The organism is Brevibacillus sp. MCWH, from assembly GCF_013096935.1.
In the GTDB taxonomy this organism is placed as follows: domain Bacteria; phylum Bacillota; class Bacilli; order Brevibacillales; family Brevibacillaceae; genus Brevibacillus; species Brevibacillus aydinogluensis.
Window position 1 is genome coordinate 210,433 of the sequence record NZ_SDLF01000001.1, and the last position, 23,493, is coordinate 233,925.

24 protein-coding genes are annotated in these 23,493 nt (G+C 58.1%); 23 read left to right on the forward strand and 1 reads right to left on the reverse strand.

From position 1 onward, the window contains the following. The first annotated feature begins 80 nt into the window (after positions 1–80). Complete coding sequence (locus ETC00_RS00925) at positions 81–1,682, forward strand: CTP synthase (RefSeq protein WP_171564053.1); 1,602 nt, start codon at positions 81–83, stop codon at positions 1,680–1,682. 177 nt (positions 1,683–1,859) lie between these two features. Here ETC00_RS00925 and ETC00_RS00930 read toward each other — a convergent pair whose 3' ends face one another. Further along, a complete protein-coding gene (locus ETC00_RS00930; RefSeq protein WP_171564055.1) occupies positions 1,860–2,654 on the reverse strand; it encodes a lipid II flippase Amj family protein in 795 nt (264 codons plus the stop codon). A 164-nt stretch (positions 2,655–2,818) separates the two neighbouring features. Between ETC00_RS00930 and ETC00_RS00935 the strand changes: the two genes are divergently transcribed. From ETC00_RS00935 to wecB, 22 genes are all read left to right on the forward strand, one after another. Next, a complete protein-coding gene (locus tag ETC00_RS00935; protein WP_029100404.1) occupies positions 2,819–3,193 on the forward strand; it encodes a response regulator in 375 nt (124 codons plus the stop codon). A gap of 108 nt (positions 3,194–3,301) precedes the next feature. After that, positions 3,302–4,156 carry a class II fructose-1,6-bisphosphate aldolase gene (gene fba, locus ETC00_RS00940; RefSeq protein WP_171564056.1) on the forward strand — a complete coding sequence of 285 codons (855 nt, stop codon included), beginning with the start codon at positions 3,302–3,304 and terminating at the stop codon, positions 4,154–4,156. 17 nt (positions 4,157–4,173) lie between these two features. Beyond that, a complete protein-coding gene (gene fsa, locus ETC00_RS00945; RefSeq protein WP_171564057.1) occupies positions 4,174–4,827 on the forward strand; it encodes a fructose-6-phosphate aldolase in 654 nt (217 codons plus the stop codon). Between the two features lie 67 nt (positions 4,828–4,894). Next, on the forward strand, positions 4,895–6,178 hold the full coding sequence (locus tag ETC00_RS00950) for a UDP-N-acetylglucosamine 1-carboxyvinyltransferase (protein ID WP_171564058.1): 1,284 nt from the start codon (positions 4,895–4,897) through the stop codon (positions 6,176–6,178). A gap of 33 nt (positions 6,179–6,211) precedes the next feature. Further along, complete coding sequence (gene glpX / locus ETC00_RS00955; RefSeq protein WP_171564059.1) at positions 6,212–7,174, forward strand: class II fructose-bisphosphatase; 963 nt, start codon at positions 6,212–6,214, stop codon at positions 7,172–7,174. Positions 7,175–7,225: 51 nt separating this feature from the next. Further along, positions 7,226–8,500, forward strand: coding sequence for a transcription termination factor Rho (gene rho, locus ETC00_RS00960; RefSeq protein WP_171564060.1), 1,275 nt, complete (start codon positions 7,226–7,228; stop codon positions 8,498–8,500). Between the two features lie 115 nt (positions 8,501–8,615). Continuing rightward, on the forward strand, positions 8,616–9,512 hold the full coding sequence (locus ETC00_RS00965; RefSeq protein ID WP_171564061.1) for a peptidoglycan DD-metalloendopeptidase family protein: 897 nt from the start codon (positions 8,616–8,618) through the stop codon (positions 9,510–9,512). Positions 9,513–9,582: 70 nt separating this feature from the next. Further along, entirely contained in the window at positions 9,583–10,848 is a 1,266-nt protein-coding gene (locus ETC00_RS00970) for a radical SAM family protein (protein ID WP_171564062.1), read from the forward strand. 108 nt (positions 10,849–10,956) lie between these two features. After that, positions 10,957–11,157, forward strand: a complete 201-nt coding sequence (rpmE, locus tag ETC00_RS00975; protein WP_171564063.1) for a 50S ribosomal protein L31 — start codon at positions 10,957–10,959, stop codon at positions 11,155–11,157. A gap of 180 nt (positions 11,158–11,337) precedes the next feature. Next, on the forward strand, positions 11,338–11,913 hold the full coding sequence (locus ETC00_RS00980; protein ID WP_171564064.1) for a thymidine kinase: 576 nt from the start codon (positions 11,338–11,340) through the stop codon (positions 11,911–11,913). A 108-nt stretch (positions 11,914–12,021) separates the two neighbouring features. Further along, positions 12,022–12,519, forward strand: a complete 498-nt coding sequence (locus tag ETC00_RS00985; protein ID WP_171564065.1) for a sporulation protein — start codon at positions 12,022–12,024, stop codon at positions 12,517–12,519. Positions 12,520–12,816: 297 nt separating this feature from the next. Further along, positions 12,817–13,893: a peptide chain release factor 1 gene (prfA, locus tag ETC00_RS00990; protein ID WP_171564066.1), complete on the forward strand. Its 1,077-nt coding sequence runs from the start codon at positions 12,817–12,819 to the stop codon at positions 13,891–13,893. Further along, positions 13,877–14,785, forward strand: a complete 909-nt coding sequence (prmC, locus tag ETC00_RS00995) for a peptide chain release factor N(5)-glutamine methyltransferase (RefSeq protein ID WP_171564068.1) — start codon at positions 13,877–13,879, stop codon at positions 14,783–14,785. The genes prfA and prmC overlap by 17 nt, the downstream gene beginning before the upstream one ends. Before the next feature lie 250 nt (positions 14,786–15,035). Beyond that, positions 15,036–15,902 (forward strand): stage II sporulation protein R, encoded by an 867-nt coding sequence (gene spoIIR, locus ETC00_RS01000; protein ID WP_171564070.1) that lies wholly within the window; start codon positions 15,036–15,038, stop codon positions 15,900–15,902. A 182-nt stretch (positions 15,903–16,084) separates the two neighbouring features. Further along, the gene (locus ETC00_RS01005) at positions 16,085–17,176 is read left to right on the forward strand and encodes an L-threonylcarbamoyladenylate synthase (RefSeq protein WP_171564072.1); all 1,092 of its coding nucleotides are present in this window, start codon (positions 16,085–16,087) and stop codon (positions 17,174–17,176) included. A gap of 54 nt (positions 17,177–17,230) precedes the next feature. Continuing rightward, on the forward strand, positions 17,231–17,791 hold the full coding sequence (locus ETC00_RS01010; protein WP_171564073.1) for a manganese efflux pump MntP: 561 nt from the start codon (positions 17,231–17,233) through the stop codon (positions 17,789–17,791). A gap of 105 nt (positions 17,792–17,896) precedes the next feature. Beyond that, positions 17,897–18,340, forward strand: coding sequence for a low molecular weight protein arginine phosphatase (locus tag ETC00_RS01015; protein WP_171564075.1), 444 nt, complete (start codon positions 17,897–17,899; stop codon positions 18,338–18,340). A 168-nt stretch (positions 18,341–18,508) separates the two neighbouring features. Beyond that, the gene (gene rpiB / locus ETC00_RS01020; protein ID WP_171564077.1) at positions 18,509–18,964 is read left to right on the forward strand and encodes a ribose 5-phosphate isomerase B; all 456 of its coding nucleotides are present in this window, start codon (positions 18,509–18,511) and stop codon (positions 18,962–18,964) included. A gap of 1 nt (position 18,965) precedes the next feature. Further along, complete coding sequence (locus ETC00_RS01025) at positions 18,966–19,535, forward strand: TIGR01440 family protein (RefSeq protein WP_171564079.1); 570 nt, start codon at positions 18,966–18,968, stop codon at positions 19,533–19,535. 56 nt (positions 19,536–19,591) lie between these two features. Then, positions 19,592–20,842, forward strand: a complete 1,251-nt coding sequence (locus ETC00_RS01030; protein ID WP_171564080.1) for a serine hydroxymethyltransferase — start codon at positions 19,592–19,594, stop codon at positions 20,840–20,842. Between the two features lie 846 nt (positions 20,843–21,688). Next, the gene (upp, locus tag ETC00_RS01035) at positions 21,689–22,318 is read left to right on the forward strand and encodes a uracil phosphoribosyltransferase (protein WP_171564081.1); all 630 of its coding nucleotides are present in this window, start codon (positions 21,689–21,691) and stop codon (positions 22,316–22,318) included. A 13-nt stretch (positions 22,319–22,331) separates the two neighbouring features. Beyond that, positions 22,332–23,480 (forward strand): non-hydrolyzing UDP-N-acetylglucosamine 2-epimerase, encoded by a 1,149-nt coding sequence (gene wecB / locus ETC00_RS01040; RefSeq protein WP_171564082.1) that lies wholly within the window; start codon positions 22,332–22,334, stop codon positions 23,478–23,480. Positions 23,481–23,493: the final 13 nt, after the last annotated feature.

Genomic DNA, 23,493 nt, shown 5'->3' on the forward strand with positions numbered 1-23,493 from the left:
TTTTTCTTTTTTTGGAGCCGTCTTCATCGTTGTTTATCTGTACAATCATCACGCAACAGGGGAAAGAGGGGACGTAAATCATGACCAAGTACATTTTTGTGACAGGCGGGGTTGTATCCTCGTTGGGAAAAGGAATTACTGCCGCTTCTTTGGGCCGACTGCTGAAAAACAGGGGCCTAAAGGTAACCATCCAAAAATTTGACCCGTACATCAACGTCGACCCGGGTACGATGAGCCCGTATCAGCACGGCGAAGTGTTCGTCACCGATGACGGGGCGGAAACGGACCTGGACCTGGGGCACTACGAGCGCTTCATCGACATCAACCTGAGCGCCAACTCCAACGTGACCACCGGGAAAATCTACTCCGCCGTCATCGCCAAGGAGCGCCGCGGCGACTATCTGGGCGGCACCGTTCAGGTCATTCCGCACATTACCAACGAGATCAAGGAGCGCGTCTTCCGTGCGGGACGTGAAACCGGCGCCGACGTGGTCATCACCGAAATCGGCGGCACCGTGGGCGACATCGAGAGCCTGCCGTTCCTGGAGGCGATCCGCCAGATCAAGAGCGACATCGGTCGCGAAAATGTCATGTACATTCACGTCACCCTGATCCCGTATATAAAGGCTGCCGGCGAGATGAAAACCAAGCCGACACAGCACAGCGTCAAGGAACTGCGCAGTCTGGGTATCCAGCCCAATGTCATCGTCACCCGTACCGAACACCCGCTGTCCCAGGAGATGAAGGACAAGCTGGCGCTGTTCTGTGACATCGACAAAAACGCGGTGATCGAATGCGTGGACGCCGAGACCTTGTACGACGTGCCGCTGCAGCTTCAGGCACAGGGTCTGGACGATTACGTCTGCCGCCACCTGGGACTCACCTGTCAGGAAGCAGACATGACCGAATGGAAAGCACTGGTCAACAAGATCAAAAATCTGTCTCGCACCACCCGCATCGCCATTGTCGGCAAGTACGTGGAGCTGCACGACGCCTACCTCTCCGTCGCGGAGGCGCTCTATCACGGCGGCTACGCAAACGACAGCAACGTGGAGATCAAGTGGGTGAGCGCCGAAGAAGTGACGCCGGAAAACGTGCATGAACTGCTGGGCGACGTAAACGGCATTCTCGTGCCGGGCGGATTCGGCGACCGCGGCATTGAAGGAAAGATTACCGCCACCCGTTACGCCCGCGAAAACAAGGTGCCGTTTTTGGGCATCTGTCTGGGCATGCAGATCGCCGTCATCGAATTTGCCCGCCATGTGGCCGGTCTGGAGGGCGCTAACAGCTCGGAAATCAATCCGAATACGAAATACCCGGTCATCGACCTTCTGCCGGAACAAAAAGAGATCGAAGACATGGGCGGCACCATGCGGCTTGGTCTGGGACCGACCAAAGTGGAGCCGGGCAGCCTGGCCGAAAAGGCGTACCAGAGCACACTGGTGTACGAACGCCACCGTCACCGCTACGAAGTGAACAACGAGTACCGCGAGCAGTTGGCTAAGTTGGGCATGCGCTTTGTAGGTACTTCCCCGGACGGCCGTCTGGTGGAGATTGTGGAGATTCCGGACCATCCGTGGTTCCTGGCTACGCAGTTCCATCCGGAATTTACCTCCCGTCCAAACCGTCCGCAGCCGCTGTTCCGCGAATTTGTAAAGGCTTCGCTGGCGTACAAGGGCTAAGCGGCGCGGGTCGTACCCAAACAAAAAAGACGCACCTTCGGATCTCCGGTGGTGCGTCTTTTTGTCCAGGATTTTTGGCCCGGGATGGAAACAGGGCGTCAGCGCCGTCCCGTCTGTGATCCGTTCGCCGGACGATTTTCGTCTGATGCCAGTCTTGTCTCACCAATCAGGCGATCGCTAATGGAACAGCGGGGCCAGCCAGGCCACCCAGTGGGCCGCCGGCACGAGCAGGAACTGAGCCAGGATCGTGCCGAAGAAGCGGGACACCATCAGCGACAGGTACGTGTCCCGGATCGTCTCGGTCGGGGCTTGTCCCTGCAGGGCCTTGTCCGTCAGCAGCGCCACCTGCGGATCGATCAGCACGGTCATGATGATGGTGGCAAAGCCGTTGACCAGACCCGAGGACATCAGCACCGTCGCCTTGAAAGCAGGGGCGAGCAGCGACGCGTACAGGACGGACAGGATGCTTGTCGTGTAGATGCCGGTGACGACGCAGTTGAGCAGCAGCAGCCGTTTGGGGATGCCCCGGAAACGAAACCGCGACAGCGCCCGCCAGCGGGGCAAGCGGATGTGATGCCGGACGTGGCGAATGCTGTGGACCGTGACGGATGTCCGCAGCATCTGCGGGATGGAGCCGGCCAGTTCCAGGTGGGCGATCAGCCGCTTTGAGAGCTGGACGCAGGTGGGAAACAGGAGGATGGCCGCCAGCGTGCCCAGCGATGCGGCACCGATGATCATGTGCAGATCGGGGGCCACATCCGCATGAGTGACGGTCGCCCGGTCAATCAGTCCGCCGGTAAACGGACTTTGCATCAGGTTGGCGGTGCGGGAGACGAGCAGAACCATGCCAGTCAGAGACAGCGCGACGGCCAGCCGCGCTGTCTGCACGCCGGCCAGGCGAATGGCGAACGAAAGCGTCTCCGTGGCGTGGATCACAAATGTAAACAGGCAAATCAACCAGACTGTATTCATACGGGTTCAGTCACCTTGCATGTGTCGAAAATGGTTATCCTTCATTATACTTCAAAGGTGCTGCCGGGGAAATTTTCCACTAGCCGTTGCAGGATTTTCCTGATTTTAGGCGAATCAAGGTAATTTAAGTAAAACGGTCTATTGAGCAGGGGGATAGGAAAACCATGCAGGATAAACGGGAGAAAAAAGTGTTGGTTGTGGACGATCAGTACGGCATTCGCATCCTGCTGTACGAGGTGCTTGGCAAGGAAGGCTACAAAACGTTCCAGGCGGCCAACGGCAAAATGGCCCTGGAGATCGTGGAAAAGGAGTCGCCTGATCTGGTGATCCTCGATATGAAAATCCCCGGCATGGACGGCATTGAGATTTTAAAACACATCAAAAAGATCAACCAGGACATCAAGGTCATCATGATGACCGCGTACGGCGAGCTGGACATGATCAAGGAAGCGACACAACTGGGAGCGTTGACTCACTTCACGAAGCCGTTTGACATTGATGAGCTGCGCATGGCTGTGCATCAGCAGTTGGCTTGTTAACGACACCAGGGTCCCGGGACCCGGGCCCCGGACAAGCGTACCTGTTAACACGCAAATTCATGTGGTATAATAGGCCACGTTACAGAGTCTGCTAAGGAGGATATATCAATGCCACTGGTACCTATGACCGCTTTTACTGAAGACGTCAAGAAGCATAAATACGCTGTCGGACAGTTCAACCTCAACAACCTGGAGTTTACGCAAGCGATTACGGAGGCAGCGATCGAAGAGAAATCCCCGGTAATTTTTGGCGTATCCGAAGGCGCGCTGAAGTACATGGGGCTTGAGTTTACCGTTGCGATGGCCAAAGCGGCGGCAGAGCGCGCAGGTGTTCCGGTTGCCCTGCACCTGGACCACGGCAGCAACTTTGACATCGTAATGAAATGTATCCGTGCCGGTTTTTCTTCCGTGATGTTCGACGGGTCTCACCATCCGTATGAAGAGAACATTCGCCTGACCAAAAAGGTTGTCGAGGCTGCCCATGCGGTCGGCGTTTCCGTGGAAGGCGAGCTGGGTACCATCGGCGGGGTAGAGGACGACCTGTCCGTGGATGAAGAAGACGCTACCCTGGCAAATCCGGAAGAAGCAATCCGCTTCTGGGAAGAAACCAAAGTAGACTATCTGGCCATTGCTGTCGGAACGGCACACGGCATGTACAAAGGGGAGCCGAAAATCCGCTTTGACATCATCGAAAAAGTGGCAAACAACATCGGCGCTCCGATCGTGCTGCACGGCGGCTCCGGCGTACCGGATGAAGCGATCAAGAAATCGATCAGCCTGGGCGTCGGCAAAATCAACGTGAATACCGAAAGCCAAGTCGCATGCACCGAAACGGTGCGCAAAATCCTCGCTGCCAAGCCGAACGAAATTGACCCGCGCAAATACCTGGGACCGGCCCGCGAGGCGATCAAGGAAGTCGTTAAAGGGAAAATGCGCCTGTTCGGAAGCAGCAACCGTGCGTAACCAAGGAGGTACACATCGTGCGTTTTTTGATAGATACCGCTAACGTCGAAGAAATCCGCGAGATTCACGAGTGGGGCGTGGTGTCCGGCGTGACGACCAACCCGTCCCTCGTTGCCAAGGAAGGGCGCGATTTCATCGAGACGTTGAAAGAGATCATCGACATCGTGGACGGCCCGATCAGTGCGGAAGTGATCAGCACGGACGCCAAGGGCATGATTGAAGAAGGGGAGAAGCTGGCTTCCCTGTCCAAGAACATCGTGATCAAGGTGCCGATGACGGCAGAAGGCCTGAAGGCTGTCAAGCACTTCGCCAAGCGGAAAATTCGCACCAACGTTACGTTGGTATTTACTGCCAACCAGGCACTGCTGGCCGCACGGGCTGGCGCCACCTACGTTTCCCCGTTCCTGGGCCGTCTGGACGACATCGGCCACGACGGCATGCAATTGATCGAAGACATCGCCGAAATCTTTTCCGTTCACGGTCTGGAGACGGAAATCATCGCCGCCTCTGTCCGCCACCCTGTTCACGTGACGGAAGCGGCACGCCGCGGCGCTCATTTCGCTACAATCCCCTATAAAGTGTTCAAACAACTGATTGCTCATCCGCTGACCGACAGCGGTCTGGAGAAGTTTCTCGCGGACTGGGCAAGCATGAAACAGACGAGTGTGTAAAAGGCCTAAGCACCTTTTCCGTTGGGGAAGGTGCTTCTTTCCCGATTACGCCTGAGGAGAGCTACGCATGGAAAAGCTGATCATCAATGGTGGGAAGCGACTCGAGGGTTCGGTTTCCATCAGTGGAGCCAAAAACAGCGCCGTTGCCCTGATTCCTGCCGCGCTCCTGGCAGACGGGCCGGTCGTAATAGAAAATCTGCCGCATATTCAGGACGTGGAGATTTACTGTGAGCTGCTGAAGGAAATGGGAGCGGATGTCCTGTTCGAGGACGACTGGATGGAAGTGGACGGCCGTCCGATGCAGCTGAAGCTGATGCCCAACGGACGCATCAAGAAGCTGCGGGCTTCCTACTACCTGTGGGGAGCGCTTCTGGCCAAATTCGGCGAGGCCCATGTCGGTTTGCCGGGCGGCTGCGACCTCGGTCCGCGCCCGGTCGATTTGCACATCAAGGGCTTTGAAGCGCTGGGAGCCCGGGTGGAAAACCAAAACGGCGTCATGACCCTTCGCGCCAAAAACGGCCGCCTAAAAGGCGCGCGCATCTACCTGGACCTGGTCAGCGTCGGAGCGACGATCAACATCATGCTGGCTGCGTCCAAGGCGGAGGGTGTGACGATTATTGAAAACGCTGCCCGCGAGCCGGAAATCGTCGACGTCGCCACATTGCTGAACAACATGGGCGCCAAAATCAAGGGGGCCGGCACAGACATCATCCGGATCGAGGGAGTGGAACGCCTGCGGGGCTGCCGTCACACGATCATCCCGGACCGGATCGAGGCGGGCACCTACATGATCGCGGCAGCCGCGACGCGGGGTAGCGTTACCTTGGAAAACGTCATCCCCAAACACCTGGAGTCCGTCACGGCCAAGCTGCGGGAGATCGGGGCGGAAGTGCTGGAAATGGACGACTGCATTCAGGTGAACGGGCGGGAGGTTTACCGCGCCATCGACGTGAAAACCAGCCCGTATCCTGGCTTTCCGACCGATTTGCAGCAGCCGATCACGACCTTGCTGACGCTGGCCACAGGCACCAGCGTCGTGACGGACAACATTTACAGCGCCCGTTTCCGCCACGTGGACGAGCTGCGCCGCATGGGGGCCAACCTGAAAGTGGAAGGGCGTTCGGCGGTCATCGAAGGCACAAGACAGTTGAACGGGGCCAAAGTGGTCGCCTCCGACCTGCGCGCAGGCGCAGCGCTGGTCATTGCCGGGCTGGCCACGCCGGGCACGACGGAGTTGGAAGGATTGGAACACATTGATCGCGGTTACGAAAATCTGGTGAGCAAGCTGCAAAGCCTGGGAGCCGATGTGAAACGGATCGGTCTGCCCCGCATGGAGCGCCATCCGCGGTAACCGCAGCAAATGCCAGGAGAGGAGTCTTCCGATATGGAACGCAGTCTTACACTAGAACTGGTACGTGTTACAGAAGCGGCAGCGCTGGCATCCGCCCGCTGGATGGGCCTCGGCAAAAAAGACGAGGCCGATGACGCGGCAACGACGGCGATGCGCAAGGAGTTTGAAAACGTGCCGATGGACGGGATTGTTGTCATCGGTGAGGGAGAAATGGACGAAGCACCGATGCTGTACATCGGGGAGCAGCTGGGCCAGGGGGTGGCGCCGGCCGTGGACGTAGCCGTCGACCCGCTGGAGGGCACCAACATCGTTGCCAAAGGGACCTGGGGAGCCATCTCGGTCATCGCCATCGCCGACCGCGGCAACCTGCTGCACGCTCCTGACATGTACATGGAGAAAATCGCCGTCGGTCCGAAAGCGGTGGGCAAAGTGGACATCAACGCGCCGATCAAGGATAACCTGAAGGCAGTCGCCCAGGCCCAGGGCAAGGACATCAGCGACCTGGTGGCAATCGTGCTGGATCGCGACCGCCATCAACGGATCATCCACGAGATCAGGGAAGCCGGCGCGCGGATTCGGCTGATTTCCGACGGGGACGTGGCTGCGGCGATCAACACGGCGTTTCCCGACACGGGCGTGGACATCCTGTTCGGGTCCGGAGGGGCTCCTGAAGGCGTGTTGGCAGCGGTCGCCCTCAAATGCCTTGGCGGCGAGATTCAGGGCAAGCTGCTGCCGCAAAACGAAGAAGAGCTCGAACGCTGCAAGCGAATGGGATTGGCCAATCCGCATCAGGTCCTGTACATGGACGACCTGGTGAAAGGGGATGACGCCATCTTTGCCGCCACCGGCGTTACCGACGGTGAACTGCTCAGGGGCGTGCGTTTCCAAGGCATGCGCGCCACGACCCATTCCGTCGTCATGCGCGCCAAAACGGGAACCGTGCGCTTTATCGAAGGAAACCACCGCTTGGAGCGCAAACCCCGCCTGGTATTGTAAGCCGGCGATCGGACGAGAATAGAGAAAGAGAATACAAAGAGTGGTGGAATCATGTTACTTTCCGAACTAGAAGAAAAGAAGCTGACCGAACTGTACAAGCTGGCAAAGGAATACCAGATTCCGTACTATTCCCAGTTGAAGAAAAAGGAACTGATCTTTGCCATCCTGAAAGCCAGGGCAGAACGGGACGGTCTGATGTTTATGGAAGGGGTGCTGGAAATCCTCCCCGAGGGCTACGGATTCCTGCGCCCCATCAACTACCTCCCCAGCTCGGAGGACATTTACATCTCCCAGTCGCAGATTCGCCGGTTTGATCTGCGGATGGGGGACCTGGTATCCGGCAAGGTGCGGCCGCCCAAGGAAAACGAACGGTATTTTGGGTTGCTGCAGGTGGAAGCCGTAAACGGAGAAGACCCCGAATTAGCCGCCGAACGCCTTCACTTCCCCGCCTTGACACCGTTATACCCTCAAAACAAACTCGTATTGGAAACCGTTCCGGAGCGCATTTCCGCACGCCTGATGGACCTTATCGCCCCTGTCGGGCTTGGCCAGCGCGGCCTGATCGTCGCGCCGCCCAAAGCGGGAAAAACCATGCTCCTCAAAGAGATTGCCAACAGCATTACGGAAAACCGGCCGGACATTCACCTGTTTGTCCTGTTGATCGATGAACGGCCGGAAGAGGTAACCGACATGCAGCGCTCCGTCAAGGGGGAGGTCGTCGCTTCCACGTTTGACGAGCTGCCGGAAAACCACATCAAAGTGGCGGAACTGGTGTTGGAGCGGGCAAAACGATTGGTGGAACACAAAAAGGACGTCGTCATTCTGCTCGACTCCATTACCCGTCTGGCGCGCGCCTACAACCTGGTGATTCCGCCCAGCGGACGGACGCTGTCCGGCGGGATTGACCCGGCCGCGTTTCACCGGCCCAAGCGCTTTTTCGGATCGGCCCGCAATATCGAGGAAGGCGGCAGCCTGACCATCCTGGCGACCGCTCTGGTGGAGACGGGCTCCCGCATGGACGATGTGATTTACGAAGAATTCAAAGGGACAGGCAACATGGAGCTGCACCTGGACCGCAAACTGGCGGAACGCCGCATCTTTCCGGCGATCGACATTCGCCGCTCGGGCACCCGCCGCGAAGAACTGCTGCTTTCCAGAGAAGAGTTGGAGAAGCTGTGGGCGATTCGCAAAAGCATGAACGAAACGCCGGAATTCGTCGATTCGTTCATCAAGCGACTGGCGGAGACCAAGACCAACGAAGAATTTTTGCAGACGTTTGAATCGCATAAAACGCGCGGAAAACAAGCAAACGTGACGGCAGGGTAATTTACTTGCCGTCATTTTTTTTTGGGCCCCCGCATACGGTAAAAGCAGAGTTTCTGGAACGTGCGGCGGCTGCTGGGCCCGTGGCGAAGCGGCACCGCAGAAAGGAGGAGCGGCTGTGGAGTTCGCGCAAATGTCCGCTGATTGGGGCGGGAAGCAACAGATCATGCAGGATGTGGCCGGACAGGTGCTGTTTCAAGCGTTTAATCCTTACGCCTCGCTGACCAAACCGGCCCCGGCCAAGCGGAGCGATGTGATGACCTATACGGTTCAGCGGGGCGACACGCTGTCTGGCATTGCTCATCGGTACGGGTTGTCCCTGAAGCAACTGGTGGAACTGAACAGGCTGGCCAACCCCAACCTCGTGGGAATCGGCATGAAGCTGAAACTGAGTCAGGGCGACGTGACCCATACCGTCCGCCGCGGCGAAACCTTGGACGATATTGCCCGCCGGTACGGCGTAAGCAAGGAACTGCTGCAGGAGCGCAATCCGCTGCTTCGACTCATGTCGGACAACCTCTACATTGGACAAACCATCCAGATCCCTGTCACCAACCCGCAATCGGTGACTACCAAGGAGTGGCAGAAGCGGCGCGGCGCCGTACAGGTGGCCAGCCGCCAGTCAAGCCGTTCCCGCGTGCTGGATTGGCCGGTCAAACAGGCGACCGTAACCAGCGGCTTCGGCACACGCTGGGGAAAGATGCACAAGGGCATTGACATGTGGAATCAGGACGAGGGGCGGACCCCCATTCATGCCGCCAAGGAAGGCGTCGTCGTGGAAGCCGGGAGCGGCCGTTCCGGTTATGGTTATTTGGTTGTTCTCGATCACGGAGAAGGACTGCAAACCTACTACGCCCACATGCGCAAGATTCTCGTTTCCCCGGGCCAGTACGTGGAGCGGGGGGAAGTTCTCGGCTACATGGGGCGGACCGGCGATTCCACCGGGTACCATCTGCACTTCGAGGTGCGGCAGGACGACGTGCCGATCAATCCGCTGCGTTACTTGAGCAGGTAACCCTTCACATTTACATTGACATGCCGTTGCGTTACAATGGGCTGAGCGAATAAAGCGAGGCGATTTTTCAATGTATGTGGTATACGCAGACGAAAACGGCAACGTCTACGACCACCCGGGACTGCTCGCGGTGGCGCGTAACGGCGATATCCTGACGGAGATTTTGGAGGACGAACTGATTCCCCTGCCGGAGGGAGCGACGCTGGTCAGTTTGCCCAATACGGTGGCGATCGGCATGGACCCGGACACGGGTGAGATGGTGAAGCTGGACGGGTGCATGGCGGTCGGCGCCCTGATCCCCCAGGGTTATACCCGGCTGCTTCTGCCGGGCTACATCAAGACCGACAAAAACAGCAAGCTCCCTCTGTTCGGCTACACGGCCGTGGTGTGGAAAGACGGCGGCTTCTGGGTGGCCGGTCGGCAGAGCGATGATCCGTACCAATGGAATCCGCTCAACTTTCCGATGGACGAGCTTCGCCAGCGGGTTGAGCAGACACTGGAGCTGTTTCCCAACAACCGGATTTTGCGCCACCTCTCCCACTGTGCGCTGGAATACGAATGCCTGACTGCCTCCAATAACTTTTTCAACCGCTGGGAGGGCAGTCTGCCGGTATCCTACACCTGTAACGCCGGTTGTTACGGCTGTATTTCCGAACAGCCGGAGGACAGCGGTTTCCCGTCTCCGCAGACGCGGATGAACTTCAAGCCGACGGAAGACGAGCTGGTCGAGGTGATGCTCCATCACCTGCGGACGCCGGAGAGCATCATCAGCTTTGGCCAAGGCTGCGAAGGGGAACCGTCCACGATGGCTTCCATTATCATTCCGGCGATGCGCCGCGTCCGTGAACAGACCGACATGGGGTACATCAACATCAACACCAACGCCGGGCTGACCGATCACATCAAAGGCATCGTGGACGCCGGATTGGACCTGATGCGGATCAGCATCATCAGCGCGATTGACGAACACTACAACGCCTACTACCGGCCGCGCCACTACACGCTGGAAAACGTGGCCCGCTCGGCGGAGTACGCCGCATCCAAGGGCGTGTACACGTCGATCAATTACCTCTGTTTCCCGGGCGTTTTTGACCGCGAAGAGGAGATGGAGGCAATGATTAACTTCATCCGCCGGACCGGGATCAAGCTGATCCAGCTGCGCAATCTCAACATCGATCCGGAGAGTTACCTGGCGATGATCCCGCCGGCCAAGGGGGAAGTGTTCGGGATGAAGCAGGCGATCGAGATCTATCAGCAGGAGCTGCCTGATGTCGTGATCGGCTCGTTTACGCACGTGCCCCCGGCTGAGCTGCGCCGCCGGAAAAACATGGCGTAGCGGACAGTCTGTTGCATTTCGCTTCGAACCGTGCTACTATCTTGTATGTGCATTTGTATATAACTCTGTTTCGGCAAACGATTCAGGGCGGAAAAGAGGTGTATGAGGATGAAACAAGGTATTCACCCGGACTATCACATTGTGAAAGTAACATGTGCATGCGGCAATGAATTCGAATCCGGCTCCGTGAAGCAAGCGCTGCGCGTGGAGATTTGCTCCAACTGCCACCCGTTCTTCACCGGCAAACAAAAGTTTGTCGATGCCGGCGGCCGCGTAGACCGTTTCAAACGCAAATACAATCTTTCCTAATCGGGAAGAAGAACCAGGCAGGGATCACTGCCTGGTTTTTGCTTTTTTTGCGCAAAAAACGTTCCGTTTCGCGGCATGTACCCCTACAATAGAGCCAGAAGCCCTGACGAATGACCTTGACGGGGGAGCCCGGAGCGGCATCGTTCGGAAGGGAAAATGATCGTAAAGGGAGACAGACAGGTGGCACAACTGTATTTTCGCTTTGGGGCGATGAATGCTTCCAAATCCATCCAGTTATTGACGGTGGCTCACAACTACGAACAGTCAGGCAAAAAAGTGCTGGTGTTTACCCCGGCCATCGACGACCGGTACGGTGTCGGCAAGGTAGCCTCACGTGTGGGGATCAGCCGGGAAGCGATTCCGATCAGCGACGATACGGACATCTTTGCGATCGTCGCCGGTGAGGAGGGCCGCCCGCACTGCGTCCTGGTGGATGAAGGACAGTTTCTCGGCAAGCAGCATGTGGAACAGTTGGTCAAAATTGTCGATGAACTGGACATCCCGGTGATCGTGTACGGGCTGTTGAAAGACTTCAAAAACCAGTTGTTCCCGGGCAGTGCCCATTTGCTGTGCGAAGCGGACAAGATCGAGGAGATCAAGACCGTGTGTGTGTACTGCAACAAAAAAGCGACCCACATCCTCAAGTTCAAGGACGGTCGACCCGTTTACACCGGAGAGACGATCGAGATCGGCGGAAATGACACGTACAGCAGCGTATGCCGCCGCCACTACTACCACCCGCCGGTTGCATACTGAAGGCGGCCCTCGCTTGAGGGATTCTGCTCGTGAAGGCCTCCCCTGTTTGCCTGTGAATGGCCGTCGCCTGCGATGCGCACAATAAGGCAAACAGGAGGTGGCTTTTTTATGCGATGCCAGTCCTTTTGGAAAAGTACTCTGGGCGTGCTGGCCGCCGTTGTGCTGGCATCTCCCCTGACGGCCGGGTGCGGCCGGACGATGCCCCAGGAGCAAAGCTACGGCGCGCAAAGTTACGATCCACAGCAGCACGCGACCATCAAAAGCGATCGGAATGATGACGCCATTGACCGGGGGGCGTCTCCGCTGGAAGATCGGGACAGCTTGATGGGGCGCAACCAAAACCCCAACATGATTATCGGTCACAGCAACGTGCGTTCCACACAGATCGATATGGACAACATGGAAGCCATGGCCAAATCGGTGCCGGGCGTGGAAAACGCACGAATCACACTGAGCGGCGGAAATGCATATGTTACGTTGGATTTGATCCCCAACGTCACGGCAGCGCAGGCCCGGTCCATCGAACAGCAGGTGATCGCCGCCCTGCGTAAAAAAGTGCCGCGCTACGATTTTCACATCACCTCAAACGACGGGTACCATCGCTGATTCCCCGCCCGATGCTTTTGTCAGGCTGGACTGATGCCAGCCCTGCCTGCCAGCACCGGCTGCGGGGTACAGCCGCATGGCGATCCTCCTCCCCGTCACTCGCTGTTCGGCTCGGTCGGGCTTGTTTGCCGCACTGTTTGAAAACCAAGCTTCTTCGATGCAATCGCTTGTCTTAAGTCCAAAGGCTCGGCCATGCCGGGCCTGTTTGCCTGCTTGTGCCGTTTTGACTTTTTCCACATCTCCCTCTATAATTTATCTGTTATAGTCGACAGTATTTTAACGGTGGGGTGAAATGCAGTGTTCGAGCGCTTATCTGCGGTTGAAGAGCGTTATGAAGAAGTGACCAATCTCCTATGTGACCCCGACGTCATCAACGATACGAAACGACTGCGCGAACTGTCCAAGGAGCAGGCTTCTTTGGAAGAGACAGTGGTCGTCTACCGTGAATATAAATCGGTCGTAAGCCAGCTTGAGGATGCCAAGGCGATGCTGGAGGAAAAGCTGGACGACGAGATGCGCGAAATGGTAAAGATGGAAATTTCCGACCTGAGCAAGCGCAAGGAACAGCTTGAGGGCCGTTTGAAAATTCTGCTGCTGCCGAAAGATCCCAACGACGAGAAGAACGTCATCATGGAAATCCGCGGCGCGGCAGGTGGCGACGAAGCTGCGCTGTTTGCAGCCGATTTGTTCCGCATGTACACCCGCTACGCCGAGCGGCACGGCTTCAAGGTGGAAGTGCTGGAAGCCAACCCGACGGACATCGGCGGCTACAAGGAAATTGTCTTTTCCGTCAGCGGGCGCGGTGCGTACAGCAAGCTGAAATTTGAAAGCGGCGCACACCGTGTGCAGCGCATTCCGGCCACGGAGTCGGGCGGACGGATTCACACCTCCACGTCGACGGTCCTCGTGCTGCCGGAAGCGGAAGAAGTGGAAGTAGAGCTGAACGAAAAAGACATCCGCATCGATACGTTCTGTTCCAGCGGCGCCGGCGGGCAGAGCGTCAACACCACGAAGTCGGCCGTGCGGGTGACCCACATTCCGACCGGCATCGTGGTTTCCTGTCAGGATGAAAAGTCGCAGAACTCCAACAAGGAAAAGGCGCTGCGCGTACTGCGCGCCCGCCTGCTGGACTATTATCAGCAGCAGCAGATGGCGGAGCAGGACGCCACCCGCAAAAGCCTGGTGGGGACAGGCGACCGCAGCGAGCGGATTCGCACCTACAACTTTCCGCAGAGCCGCGTCACCGATCACCGCATCGGTCTGACGCTGCACCGTCTGGAAGCGATTCTGGAAGGCGAATTGGACGAAGTCATCGACAACCTGATCATGCACGAGCAGACGGAGCTGTTGAAGAGTCATGCAAGCACAGCGTGAATGGCCGGATGTGACGACAGTACGGGAAGCCCTGGCACGGGCTTCTTCCTTTTTACGCGAGGCGGGCGTGGCCGATCCGCCGTTTGAAGCGGAACTGCTGCTCCGTCACTGCCTTGGGTGGGACCGGACCCGCTATTTGATTTCCTTGGGCGAACCGATGCCCGCTGACGCCCTGGCGTGCCTGATCGACCTGTGTCAGCGCCGGGCACGTCGCGAACCGATCCAGTACATGATCGGCACTCAGGAGTTTTACGGCCGTCCCTTTCGCGTCCGTCCCGGCGTGCTGATTCCCCGGCCGGAGACGGAGATTCTGGTGGAACAGGTGCTGCGGCACGCAGCTGTCATCTGGCCGTCGGAGCAGCCGCTCGTCGTCGCAGACATCGGCACGGGCAGCGGAGCCATCTGTGTCACGCTGGCCTGCGAACGGCCGCATTGGCAGGTGAGCACGGTAGATCTCTCGCCGGACGCCACCGTGATCGCGCGCGAAAACGCGGAACAGTTGGGCGCACGCGTCCGCTTTTTGCAGGGAGACCTCACCCAACCGCTGGTGGAGGAAGGTCTGCAGGTGGACATTCTGGTCTCCAACCCGCCGTATATTCCGAGTGCCGTGGTCGACACGCTGGACGCAGAAGTGCGGGCGTACGAACCCCGGCTGGCGTTGGATGGAGGGGCGGACGGACTGGACTGCTACCGCCGCCTGTGCGAGGCGCTGCCTGCGGTGCTGAAACGGCCGGGGCTGGTCGCGTTTGAAGTGGGCATTCATCAGTCCCGTGACGTTGCCCGTCTGATGAAGGAAAGCGGCGTGATCGACGAGGTGGAGATCATCCCCGATCTGGCGGGGATCGAGCGGGTCGTCGTCGGGCGTGCGGGGACACCCTCCTCTCAGCGCTGAAGAAGCGTGGTCGTGTGCGCAGCACGATCGTTTGCCGTACGTCACGCAGACGTCTTGAACCGCTGTGTTTATCGCGGAAGCTCCGCATACGTTACGCTAGAGTCGGATCGTTTTGCCAGAGTCGCATACGTTTCGCTAGAATCGCGTAATGTTTTTGCGAGAGTGCGTATGTTTTCGCTGGATTCCGTCCATACTGGTTGCTAGAAAAAGAGATTCGCAGCAACTGTATGAGAAAGGGAGTAGGATAAACATGAAGCGGTTCTGGTTGGCGGCATTCTGTGTGTTGATGTTAATGATGAGCTGGGAGGGACAGCTTACGGCGGCCAATGTGCTTGACAACGGGCCGATCCCTCAAGAGTCGATCCGGCTGCGGATTATCGCCAACAGTGATTCCTTGCAGGATCAATGGCTGAAACGGGAAGTGCGTGACGCGATCGTCGCACGGATGAACGAGTGGGTCACGGAGATCCGCTCTTACGAGGAAGCCCGCCAGGTGGTGGCTGCCCGGCTGCCGGAATTGCAGCAGCTTGTGGACCAGACGATCCGGGAGCGGGGGTTTTCCTACCCGGCCGAGGTTGATTTCGGTCGTGTTCCGTTCCCGACCAAATTGTACGGGACGTATGTGTACCCCGCCGGGGACTATGAGGCGCTGCGCGTCCGCATTGGCGAAGCCAAGGGGCAAAATTGGTGGTGTGTCCTGTTTCCGCCGCTTTGCTTTATCGACATGTCCAACGGCGACGCGGTCCAGGCGGCGTCCGTCGAGCCCGATACCGAGTCTGAGCCGTCAGGCCAAGACGACGGACAAATGGAGGCGGCAGCGCAGCAGACGCTGCCGGCCGTGATGGCTGACGTTGATTCCGAATGGGAAGCATTCGCGGAACGGCGCCTGGCTCACCTGGAAGCCCGCTGGTTGGGCGACGTGGAAATGGCAGCAGATCAACCGCCTGCCGAGCGAGAGGGCAATCCGTATAAAGCTGCCGATCGCGACGCGAAGCAGGAGCAGCAGCCAGCCGGCAAAAACCCGCAGGGAACAGACGTCAAGGAGACGACGGCTGTTCAGCCGAATATGGAAGTACGCTTCTTCTTCTGGGAAAAACTGACCGCCTTCTTCTCCTGATTTTCAAGATAACGACACCCGGTTACGCCGTGGTGTCGTTTTGCATATCGCTTGGGAACGTTCTGAAAAAAGTGAAACTTATTCACAAGTTACCCACAGCCTGTTGAAAACTTGTATCATCACCTCTATACTAAAGGCACGAATTGTTGTGAAACGAGCATACGGAAAGGATATTCGCCAAGATGGAAGAGCATCGGGAAACAAAGCTATGGACTGTGAATAACACTGTGGATAACGCTGTGGAAAATTGGCAGGGTTGTCCACAGATTGTGGATGCCGCCCAACTGCTCCGCGACGGGGAGGTCGTCGCCTTTCCCACGGAAACCGTGTACGGGTTGGGGGCAAATGCATTGTCGGACGACGCTGTGGAAAAAATATTTTTGGCAAAAGGCAGACCTGCCGACAATCCACTGATTGTCCATGTAGCCGACGAAGCACAACTGCAAACGGTTGCCGAAGCGGTGTCGGATAAGGCCCGCCGGCTGATGGAGGCGTTTTGGCCCGGACCGTTGACGCTGATCCTTCCCAAGACGGACCGGGTGGCCTCGTTGGTGACGGCCGGGCTGAACACGGTCGGCGTGCGGATGCCGGACCATCCCGCTGCGCTGGCGCTCATCCGCCAGGCTGGTGTGCCGGTGGCCGCGCCCAGCGCCAATCGCTCGGGCCGCCCCAGCCCCACGACGGCTGCCCACGTCCTGACTGACCTGGACGGCCGCATCGCCGGCGTGCTGGACGGCGGTCCCACTGGTGTCGGGGTGGAATCGACGGTCATCGACGTGACGGTGGAGCCGCCGATCATCCTGCGGCCGGGAGGCGTCACCCGCGAGCAGTTGGAAGCGGTGATCGGCCCCGTGGAGCTGGACCCCGCCTTCTCCGCCGGTTCGGCGGAAACTCCGCGCTCGCCCGGCATGAAGTATGCCCACTACGCTCCAGAGGGCGAGATGTGGCTCGTCGAAGGTGAGGAGCCGCGCGTCCGGGAAAAAATGAACGGCATGCTTGCCGAGGCCAAACGCCGCGGACTGCGCACCGGGGTGCTGGCCAGTGCGGAGACGGCATCGTATTGGCAGGCACATCCCGAAGCCGATGTCGTGCTCTCCGTCGGGTCGCGGGCGGAACCGGGTGAAGTGGCGCAGCGCCTGTACGCGGTGCTGCGGCAGTTCGACGAGCGACAGGTGCAGTTTATCGTCGGGGAAACATTTCCCCGCTCCGGTCTGGGAATGGCGGTCATGAACCGTCTGGAAAAGGCAGCAGGCGGACGCATTCTGTCCGTGTGAATGTCTAAACGCCCTCTTGTCCGCATATGGTGAAGAGACAGGAGGGGGAGCGGTGTGGACCTGACCATATTTCATTGGGGACAATTTTTAACCCTGCTGGTGATTGCCTTTGCCCTGAGCATGGACGCGTTTTCACTGGGAGTGGGCGTGGGGATGGTGGGCATGCGCCTCAGAGAAATCATCAAAGTCAGCATCACCATCGGGTTGTTTCACGTAGCCATGCCCTTCGTGGGGATTGCCATCGGGGTGTACTTGTCCGGGCTGGTCGGGGATATTGCAGTGTTTATCGGCGGTGCGGTACTGATGGTCATCGGTGCGAATATGCTGTGGAACGGGTTCGTGCAGAGCGAGGAAAAGAGCATCCTGTGCACGAAAGGACTGGGACTGTTGCTGTTTGCCGTCAGCGTCAGCCTGGACGCGATGACGGTCGGCTTTTCCTTTGGCTTGATAGAGGTAAACAAACTGCTGGCGGTCACCCTGTTTGGCATCATGGGCGGTGTGATGGCCTACTGCGGCCTGATGATCGGACAAAGGGTGGGAGGATGGCTGGGCGAGTACAGCGAAGTATTAGGTGGACTGATTTTGCTGGGATTTGGTCTGAAATTCATGCTGTGACACTGCTGGCTGACGGCAGCGGCAAAACGGGCCCGAAATATTTGAAAGATCGCTTGCTTGGAAGATGGTTCTGACAGCAGCTTCGCCGGAAAGGGGGAGAGACACGTGAAGCGAATCTTGTTCGTCTGTACGGGAAACACCTGCCGCAGCCCGATGGCAGAGGCGCTGTTTAAAGCGAAGGCAACGGACGGCCAGTGGGAAGTCCGTTCGGCGGGAGTGGCCGCGTTCGACGGTCAGCCTGCTTCCCTGCACGCCATGCAGGTGCTGGCGGAACGGGGTATCGATCACGATCATCAGGCACGTCGGCTGAACGACGACTTGGTCGCCTGGGCCGATCTGATCCTGACCATGACGCAGGGCCACAAGACGATGATCCAGAGCATGTTTCCCGGTGCAGCAGAAAAAGTGTTCACACTGCGGGAATATGTCGGCGTGGAAGGGATGAGCGACATCGCCGACCCGTTTGGCGGTACGGTGGAGGACTACCGGCGCTGCGCAGAGGAAATCGAAGAGTCGCTGGACTACCTGATTAACAAATTCACAGGCTGACGTTGCGGCGCATATCGTGAAGAGATGAGGTGTTGGCAGTCGGCCAGGGCCTGCTTTTGTATAATATGGCGAACATTTTTTGCAACTCACTTAAAAATGTTCACTTTTTACATTGCCGATTCTGATGTATAATGGCAGAAGATCACGACACAAGCGAGGGATGGCAGGATGAAAGTGGCGATTGGCGCCGATCACGGCGGGTACAACCTGAAGGAGGAGATCAAGAGGCTGTTGACCTCGATGAACATTTCCTTTGAAGACTTCGGCTGCACCTGCAATGATTCGGTCGATTATCCCGACTACGCATTGCCGGTGGCGGAAAAAGTGGCGGCAGGGGAGTTTGACCGCGGCATCCTGGTATGCGGGACAGGCATTGGCATGTCAATCGCAGCCAACAAGGTGCCCGGCATCCGCTGCGCACTGGTGCACGACACGTTTTCCGCGCGGGCGACCCGCGAACACAATGACTCCAACGTACTGGCCTTGGGCGAACGGGTGATTGGTCCGGGGCTGGCGCTGGACATCGTGAAAATCTGGCTGGAGACGGAGTTCCAGGGAGGGCGTCACGCGCGCCGCGTGGAAAAAATTGCAGCGATTGAAGCCAAACATGCGGGAGTGAAGTAAGGTGGACATGCTCGCAATCGAACGGCAGGTGAGCGCGCTCGTCTCTGAAGTGGCAGAGTTGGCCGAGCTGCGGCCGGGGCAGATTCTCGTCATCGGCTGCAGCACCAGTGAGGTGCTGGGCAAGCAGATCGGCAAAGCGGGCAGCCGGGAGGTGGCGGCCGCCATTTACCGGGGGATTGCCGCCGTTCAGGAACAACGCGGTTTTGCGCTGGCTTTTCAATGTTGTGAACATTTGAACAGGGCGCTGGTCGTGGAGCGAGAGACACAGGAACGTTACGGTCTGGATGAAGTGACGGTCGTCCCCGTGCCGCAGGCGGGCGGTTCAATGGCCGCACACGCATACGCCCACATGGCCGATCCCGTCGTGGTGGAGCACGTTCGCGCACATGCCGGCATCGACATTGGCGACACGCTCATCGGGATGCACCTAAGGCACGTCGCCGTCCCCATTCGCCCCTCCTGCCGGACAGTGGGGGACGCACATGTCACCGCAGCGCGGACGCGTCCCAAGCTGATCGGCGGAGCCCGGGCGGTCTACGACCGAACACCGTCGTCGGAGAGTTGTACCTAGGTCGGACAAGCGGTATTCCTACCAAGATCCCTGAGTGTAAAGAGGAGGAGACAAGCATGCTAGAGTTTTTGCGCAAGCAGGATCCGCAGGTGGCGGAAGCAATTCGACTGGAACTGGGCAGGCAGCGCGACAAGATTGAACTGATCGCGTCTGAAAACTTTGTCAGCCGCGCCGTTATGGAAGCGATGGGCACGGTTCTGACCAACAAGTACGCGGAAGGCTACCCGGGCCGCCGCTACTACGGCGGCTGCGAGTATGTGGACGTCGCCGAAAACATCGCCCGTGACCGCGTCAAGGAGCTGTTCGGGGCGGAGCACGCCAACGTGCAGCCTCACTCCGGGGCTCAGGCCAACATGGCGGTCTACTTTGCCGTACTGAAGCCTGGTGATACCGTGCTCGGCATGAACCTCTCCCACGGCGGACACCTGACGCACGGCAGCCCGGTCAACTTCTCCGGCACGCTGTACAACTTTGTGGAGTATGGTGTGGACAAGGATACCCACCGGATCAACTACGACGATGTGCGTGCAAAAGCTCTGGAGCACAAGCCGAAGCTGATCGTCGCTGGCGCCAGCGCGTACCCGCGCACGATCGACTTTGCCAAGTTCCGCGAAATTGCCGACGAAGTCGGTGCGTATTTCATGGTGGACATGGCCCATATCGCCGGTCTCGTGGCGGCGGGACTCCACCCCAATCCGGTGCCGCATGCGCACTTTGTCACCTCCACCACCCACAAAACCCTGCGCGGTCCCCGCGGCGGCCTGATTCTCTGCAAGGAAGAGTTCGCCAAGGCGATCGACAAGTCGGTTTTCCCGGGCGTGCAAGGCGGTCCGCTGATGCACGTGATCGCAGCCAAGGCGGTCGCGTTCGGCGAAGCGCTGCAGCCTGAATTCAAGACGTACGCGCAGCAGATCGTCAACAACGCCCAGGCATTTGCCGAAGCGCTGAAAGCTGAAGGGCTGACGCTGGTTTCCGGCGGCACCGACAACCACCTGGTGCTGGTAGACGTGCGCAACCTCGGCTTGACCGGAAAAGTGGCGGAGCACCTGCTGGACGAAGTGAACATCACCACCAACAAAAACACGATTCCGTACGATCCGGAAAGCCCGTTTGTCACCAGCGGCATCCGCATGGGTACCCCGGCAGTGACCAGCCGCGGCTTTGACGAAGAAGCGATGAAAGAAGTGGCAGCCATCATCGCCCTGACCTTGAAAAACCCGGAAGACGCAGCCAAACACGAAGAAGCTCGCCAACGCGTAGCGGCGCTGTGCCAACGCTTCCCGATGTATGAAGGCCTGACGATTTAATTTCAGAACGTGCATGCTGTGGCAAACAGACCCCGTGAATAACTCCGGGGTCTCAGCATGTAGACAAAGTCCGTGGCGCATGGGTGATCGGGCCCGCTCGCTCTCTTGACGCCCAGCAAAGAAGTGAATGATGTCCGCTCCAAAACGCGACGCGGGCAGGGGGGCAAACATCTGGGTGTTTCGACGAAGTGAGACTTGTGCCCCCTGTTTTTCCCCGCGTCTTTCGTTTTTCCGCTGAGCAGGTCGTCAAAGGAGCTCGCTTGGCCCATCCCTCCATGCGATGTACGTTGTCTTCAGCTTCGGTTGATGAATGTGCAGGCCTTCCGGCCTGGAAATTATGGAAATCGATTTCTGAGGACGTTTACTAAATAAACAGTTTGTCTTCAATTTAAGACCCCGTGAATAACTCCGGGGTCTGTTTTTTGTTTGTAAAACACGATGTATGGTTTGATTTTTATGCATATTGTTCCGGACATAATCGAATTCGGCACTCGCCTTTGTTGGAAATCATGTGAAAAAATGTTAGGATATGCTTGTGTTTTTACAAATGAGGTTTGCTCGTAATCTAATCAACACGGGGGAATTCCCAATGAATAATCATCGGAAATTTGATATTGCTGAAAGCCATGTTAGTGAGCTGAGAGAATTTTTCTTGGAAAAATACAAGGAATAGACAAACGGTAAATGTGGTGCCCCGTGTAAGCAACAAGGAAGGGCCATCATATAAAAAAAGCCCCCACTCAGGCAGGGAAAGAGAAAAAAGTACGAAGATTGGGCAAATTGACGGCGCCTCTCTCCTTCGCTATGATGGAAAAGATGCATTGATACGGAAACGGAGGAACATGCATGAGCCGCGTATACGTATTTGACCACCCGCTGATCCAGCACAAGCTGACCTATATCCGTGACAAAAACACGGGAACCAAGGAATTTCGTGAACTGGTAGACGAAGTGGCAACCTTGATGGGGTACGAGATTACCCGCGACATGCCTTTGGAGGAGACGACCATCGAAACACCGGTGGCGACCTGTAAAGCGCGCGTCATTTCCGGCAAAAAGGTGGGACTGGTGCCGATTTTGCGGGCCGGTCTGGGCATGGTGGACGGTTTGCTGAAGCTGATTCCCGCTGCCAAGGTGGGCCACGTCGGCCTGTACCGCGACCCGGAGACGCTGCAGCCGGTGGAATACTACGTGAAACTTCCGTCCGACATTGCCGAACGTGAACTGATCGTCATCGACCCGATGCTCGCAACCGGGGGTTCTGCGGCAGCGGCCATTACCGCCTTGAAAAAGCGCGGGGCCAAAAACATGAAGCTGATGTGTCTGATCGCCGCGCCGGAAGGCATCAAGATGGTGCAGGACGAGCATCCGGACGTGGACATCTACGTCGCCGCCATCGACGAGTACCTGAACGACCACGGCTATATTGTGCCGGGCCTGGGCGACGCCGGCGACCGTCTGTTTGGGACGAAGTAGGAGAGGAAGTCCGATGAAAAAGCTGAAAGTGATGACTGTGTTTGGGACGCGGCCGGAAGCCATCAAGATGGCGCCGCTCGTGCACGAATTGAACAGGCACGAAGACCAGATCGAGTCGATTGTTTGCGTGACCGCCCAGCACCGTCAGATGCTGGACCAGGTATTGGACATCTTTGACATCCGACCGGACATTGATTTGAACATCATGAAAGACCGGCAGACGCTGGTGCAGATTACCACCCGCGCCCTGGACGAACTGGATGGCGTGATGAAGGAAGTAAAGCCGGACATCGTTCTGGTGCACGGCGACACGACCACCACCTTTGTCGCCAGCCTGGCGGCGTTTTACAACCAGGTGGCGATTGGACACGTGGAAGCGGGCCTGCGCACATGGGACAAGTACTCCCCCTTCCCGGAGGAGATGAACCGGCAGCTCACCGGCGTGATGGCCGACCTGCACTTTGCTCCGACCGAGGGTGCGGCAGAAAACCTGCGGCGTGAAAACAAGCCGGAAGAGGCGATCTACATCACCGGCAACACCGCCATTGACGCGTTGAAAACAACCGTCCGCAGCGATTACACCCATCCCGTGTTGGAACGCGTGGCCGGCCGGAAAATGGTGCTGATGACCGCTCACCGGCGGGAAAATCTGGGTGAGCCGATGCGGCAGATTTTCCGCGCGGTCCGACGGCTGGTCGACGAACATGACGACATCGCCGTCGTATATCCGGTGCACCTCAACCCGGCTGTGCAGGAAGTGGCGCAGGACGTGCTGGGCGGACACGAGCGCATTCACCTGATCGAACCGCTCGACGCCTTTGACTTCCACAACTTTGCCCGCCGTGCCCACCTGATTCTGACAGACTCCGGCGGCGTCCAGGAAGAAGCGCCGTCGCTGGGTGTGCCGGTGCTGGTGCTGCGCGACACGACGGAGCGGCCGGAAGGAATCGCAGCCGGCACGCTCAAGCTGGCCGGCACCGACGAGGATCAGGTGTACTTCATGGCCGATCATCTGCTGCGCGATGCCGACGCGTACGATGCCATGGCCCGCGCTGCCAATCCGTACGGAGACGGGGAGGCTTCCCGCCGGATCGTCGAGGCGATTTTGCACCATTTCGGACGCAGAGCGGAGCGGCCGGAACCGTTCCGTCCCGGCTTGTAATACTGGGCACTGT

Coding starts and splice junctions, on each gene's coding strand:
- ETC00_RS00925 (WP_171564053.1), top strand. CDS start 81: ATGACCAAGTACATTTTTGTGACAGGCGGGGTTGTATCCTCGTTGGGA.
- ETC00_RS00930 (WP_171564055.1), bottom strand. CDS start 2,654: ATGAATACAGTCTGGTTGATTTGCCTGTTTACATTTGTGATCCACGCC.
- ETC00_RS00935 (WP_029100404.1), top strand. CDS start 2,819: ATGCAGGATAAACGGGAGAAAAAAGTGTTGGTTGTGGACGATCAGTAC.
- fba (WP_171564056.1), top strand. CDS start 3,302: ATGCCACTGGTACCTATGACCGCTTTTACTGAAGACGTCAAGAAGCAT.
- ETC00_RS00950 (WP_171564058.1), top strand. CDS start 4,895: ATGGAAAAGCTGATCATCAATGGTGGGAAGCGACTCGAGGGTTCGGTT.
- glpX (WP_171564059.1), top strand. CDS start 6,212: ATGGAACGCAGTCTTACACTAGAACTGGTACGTGTTACAGAAGCGGCA.
- rho (WP_171564060.1), top strand. CDS start 7,226: ATGTTACTTTCCGAACTAGAAGAAAAGAAGCTGACCGAACTGTACAAG.
- ETC00_RS00970 (WP_171564062.1), top strand. CDS start 9,583: ATGTATGTGGTATACGCAGACGAAAACGGCAACGTCTACGACCACCCG.
- rpmE (WP_171564063.1), top strand. CDS start 10,957: ATGAAACAAGGTATTCACCCGGACTATCACATTGTGAAAGTAACATGT.
- ETC00_RS00985 (WP_171564065.1), top strand. CDS start 12,022: ATGCGATGCCAGTCCTTTTGGAAAAGTACTCTGGGCGTGCTGGCCGCC.
- prmC (WP_171564068.1), top strand. CDS start 13,877: ATGCAAGCACAGCGTGAATGGCCGGATGTGACGACAGTACGGGAAGCC.
- spoIIR (WP_171564070.1), top strand. CDS start 15,036: ATGAAGCGGTTCTGGTTGGCGGCATTCTGTGTGTTGATGTTAATGATG.
- ETC00_RS01005 (WP_171564072.1), top strand. CDS start 16,085: ATGGAAGAGCATCGGGAAACAAAGCTATGGACTGTGAATAACACTGTG.
- rpiB (WP_171564077.1), top strand. CDS start 18,509: ATGAAAGTGGCGATTGGCGCCGATCACGGCGGGTACAACCTGAAGGAG.
- ETC00_RS01030 (WP_171564080.1), top strand. CDS start 19,592: ATGCTAGAGTTTTTGCGCAAGCAGGATCCGCAGGTGGCGGAAGCAATT.
- upp (WP_171564081.1), top strand. CDS start 21,689: ATGAGCCGCGTATACGTATTTGACCACCCGCTGATCCAGCACAAGCTG.
- wecB (WP_171564082.1), top strand. CDS start 22,332: ATGAAAAAGCTGAAAGTGATGACTGTGTTTGGGACGCGGCCGGAAGCC.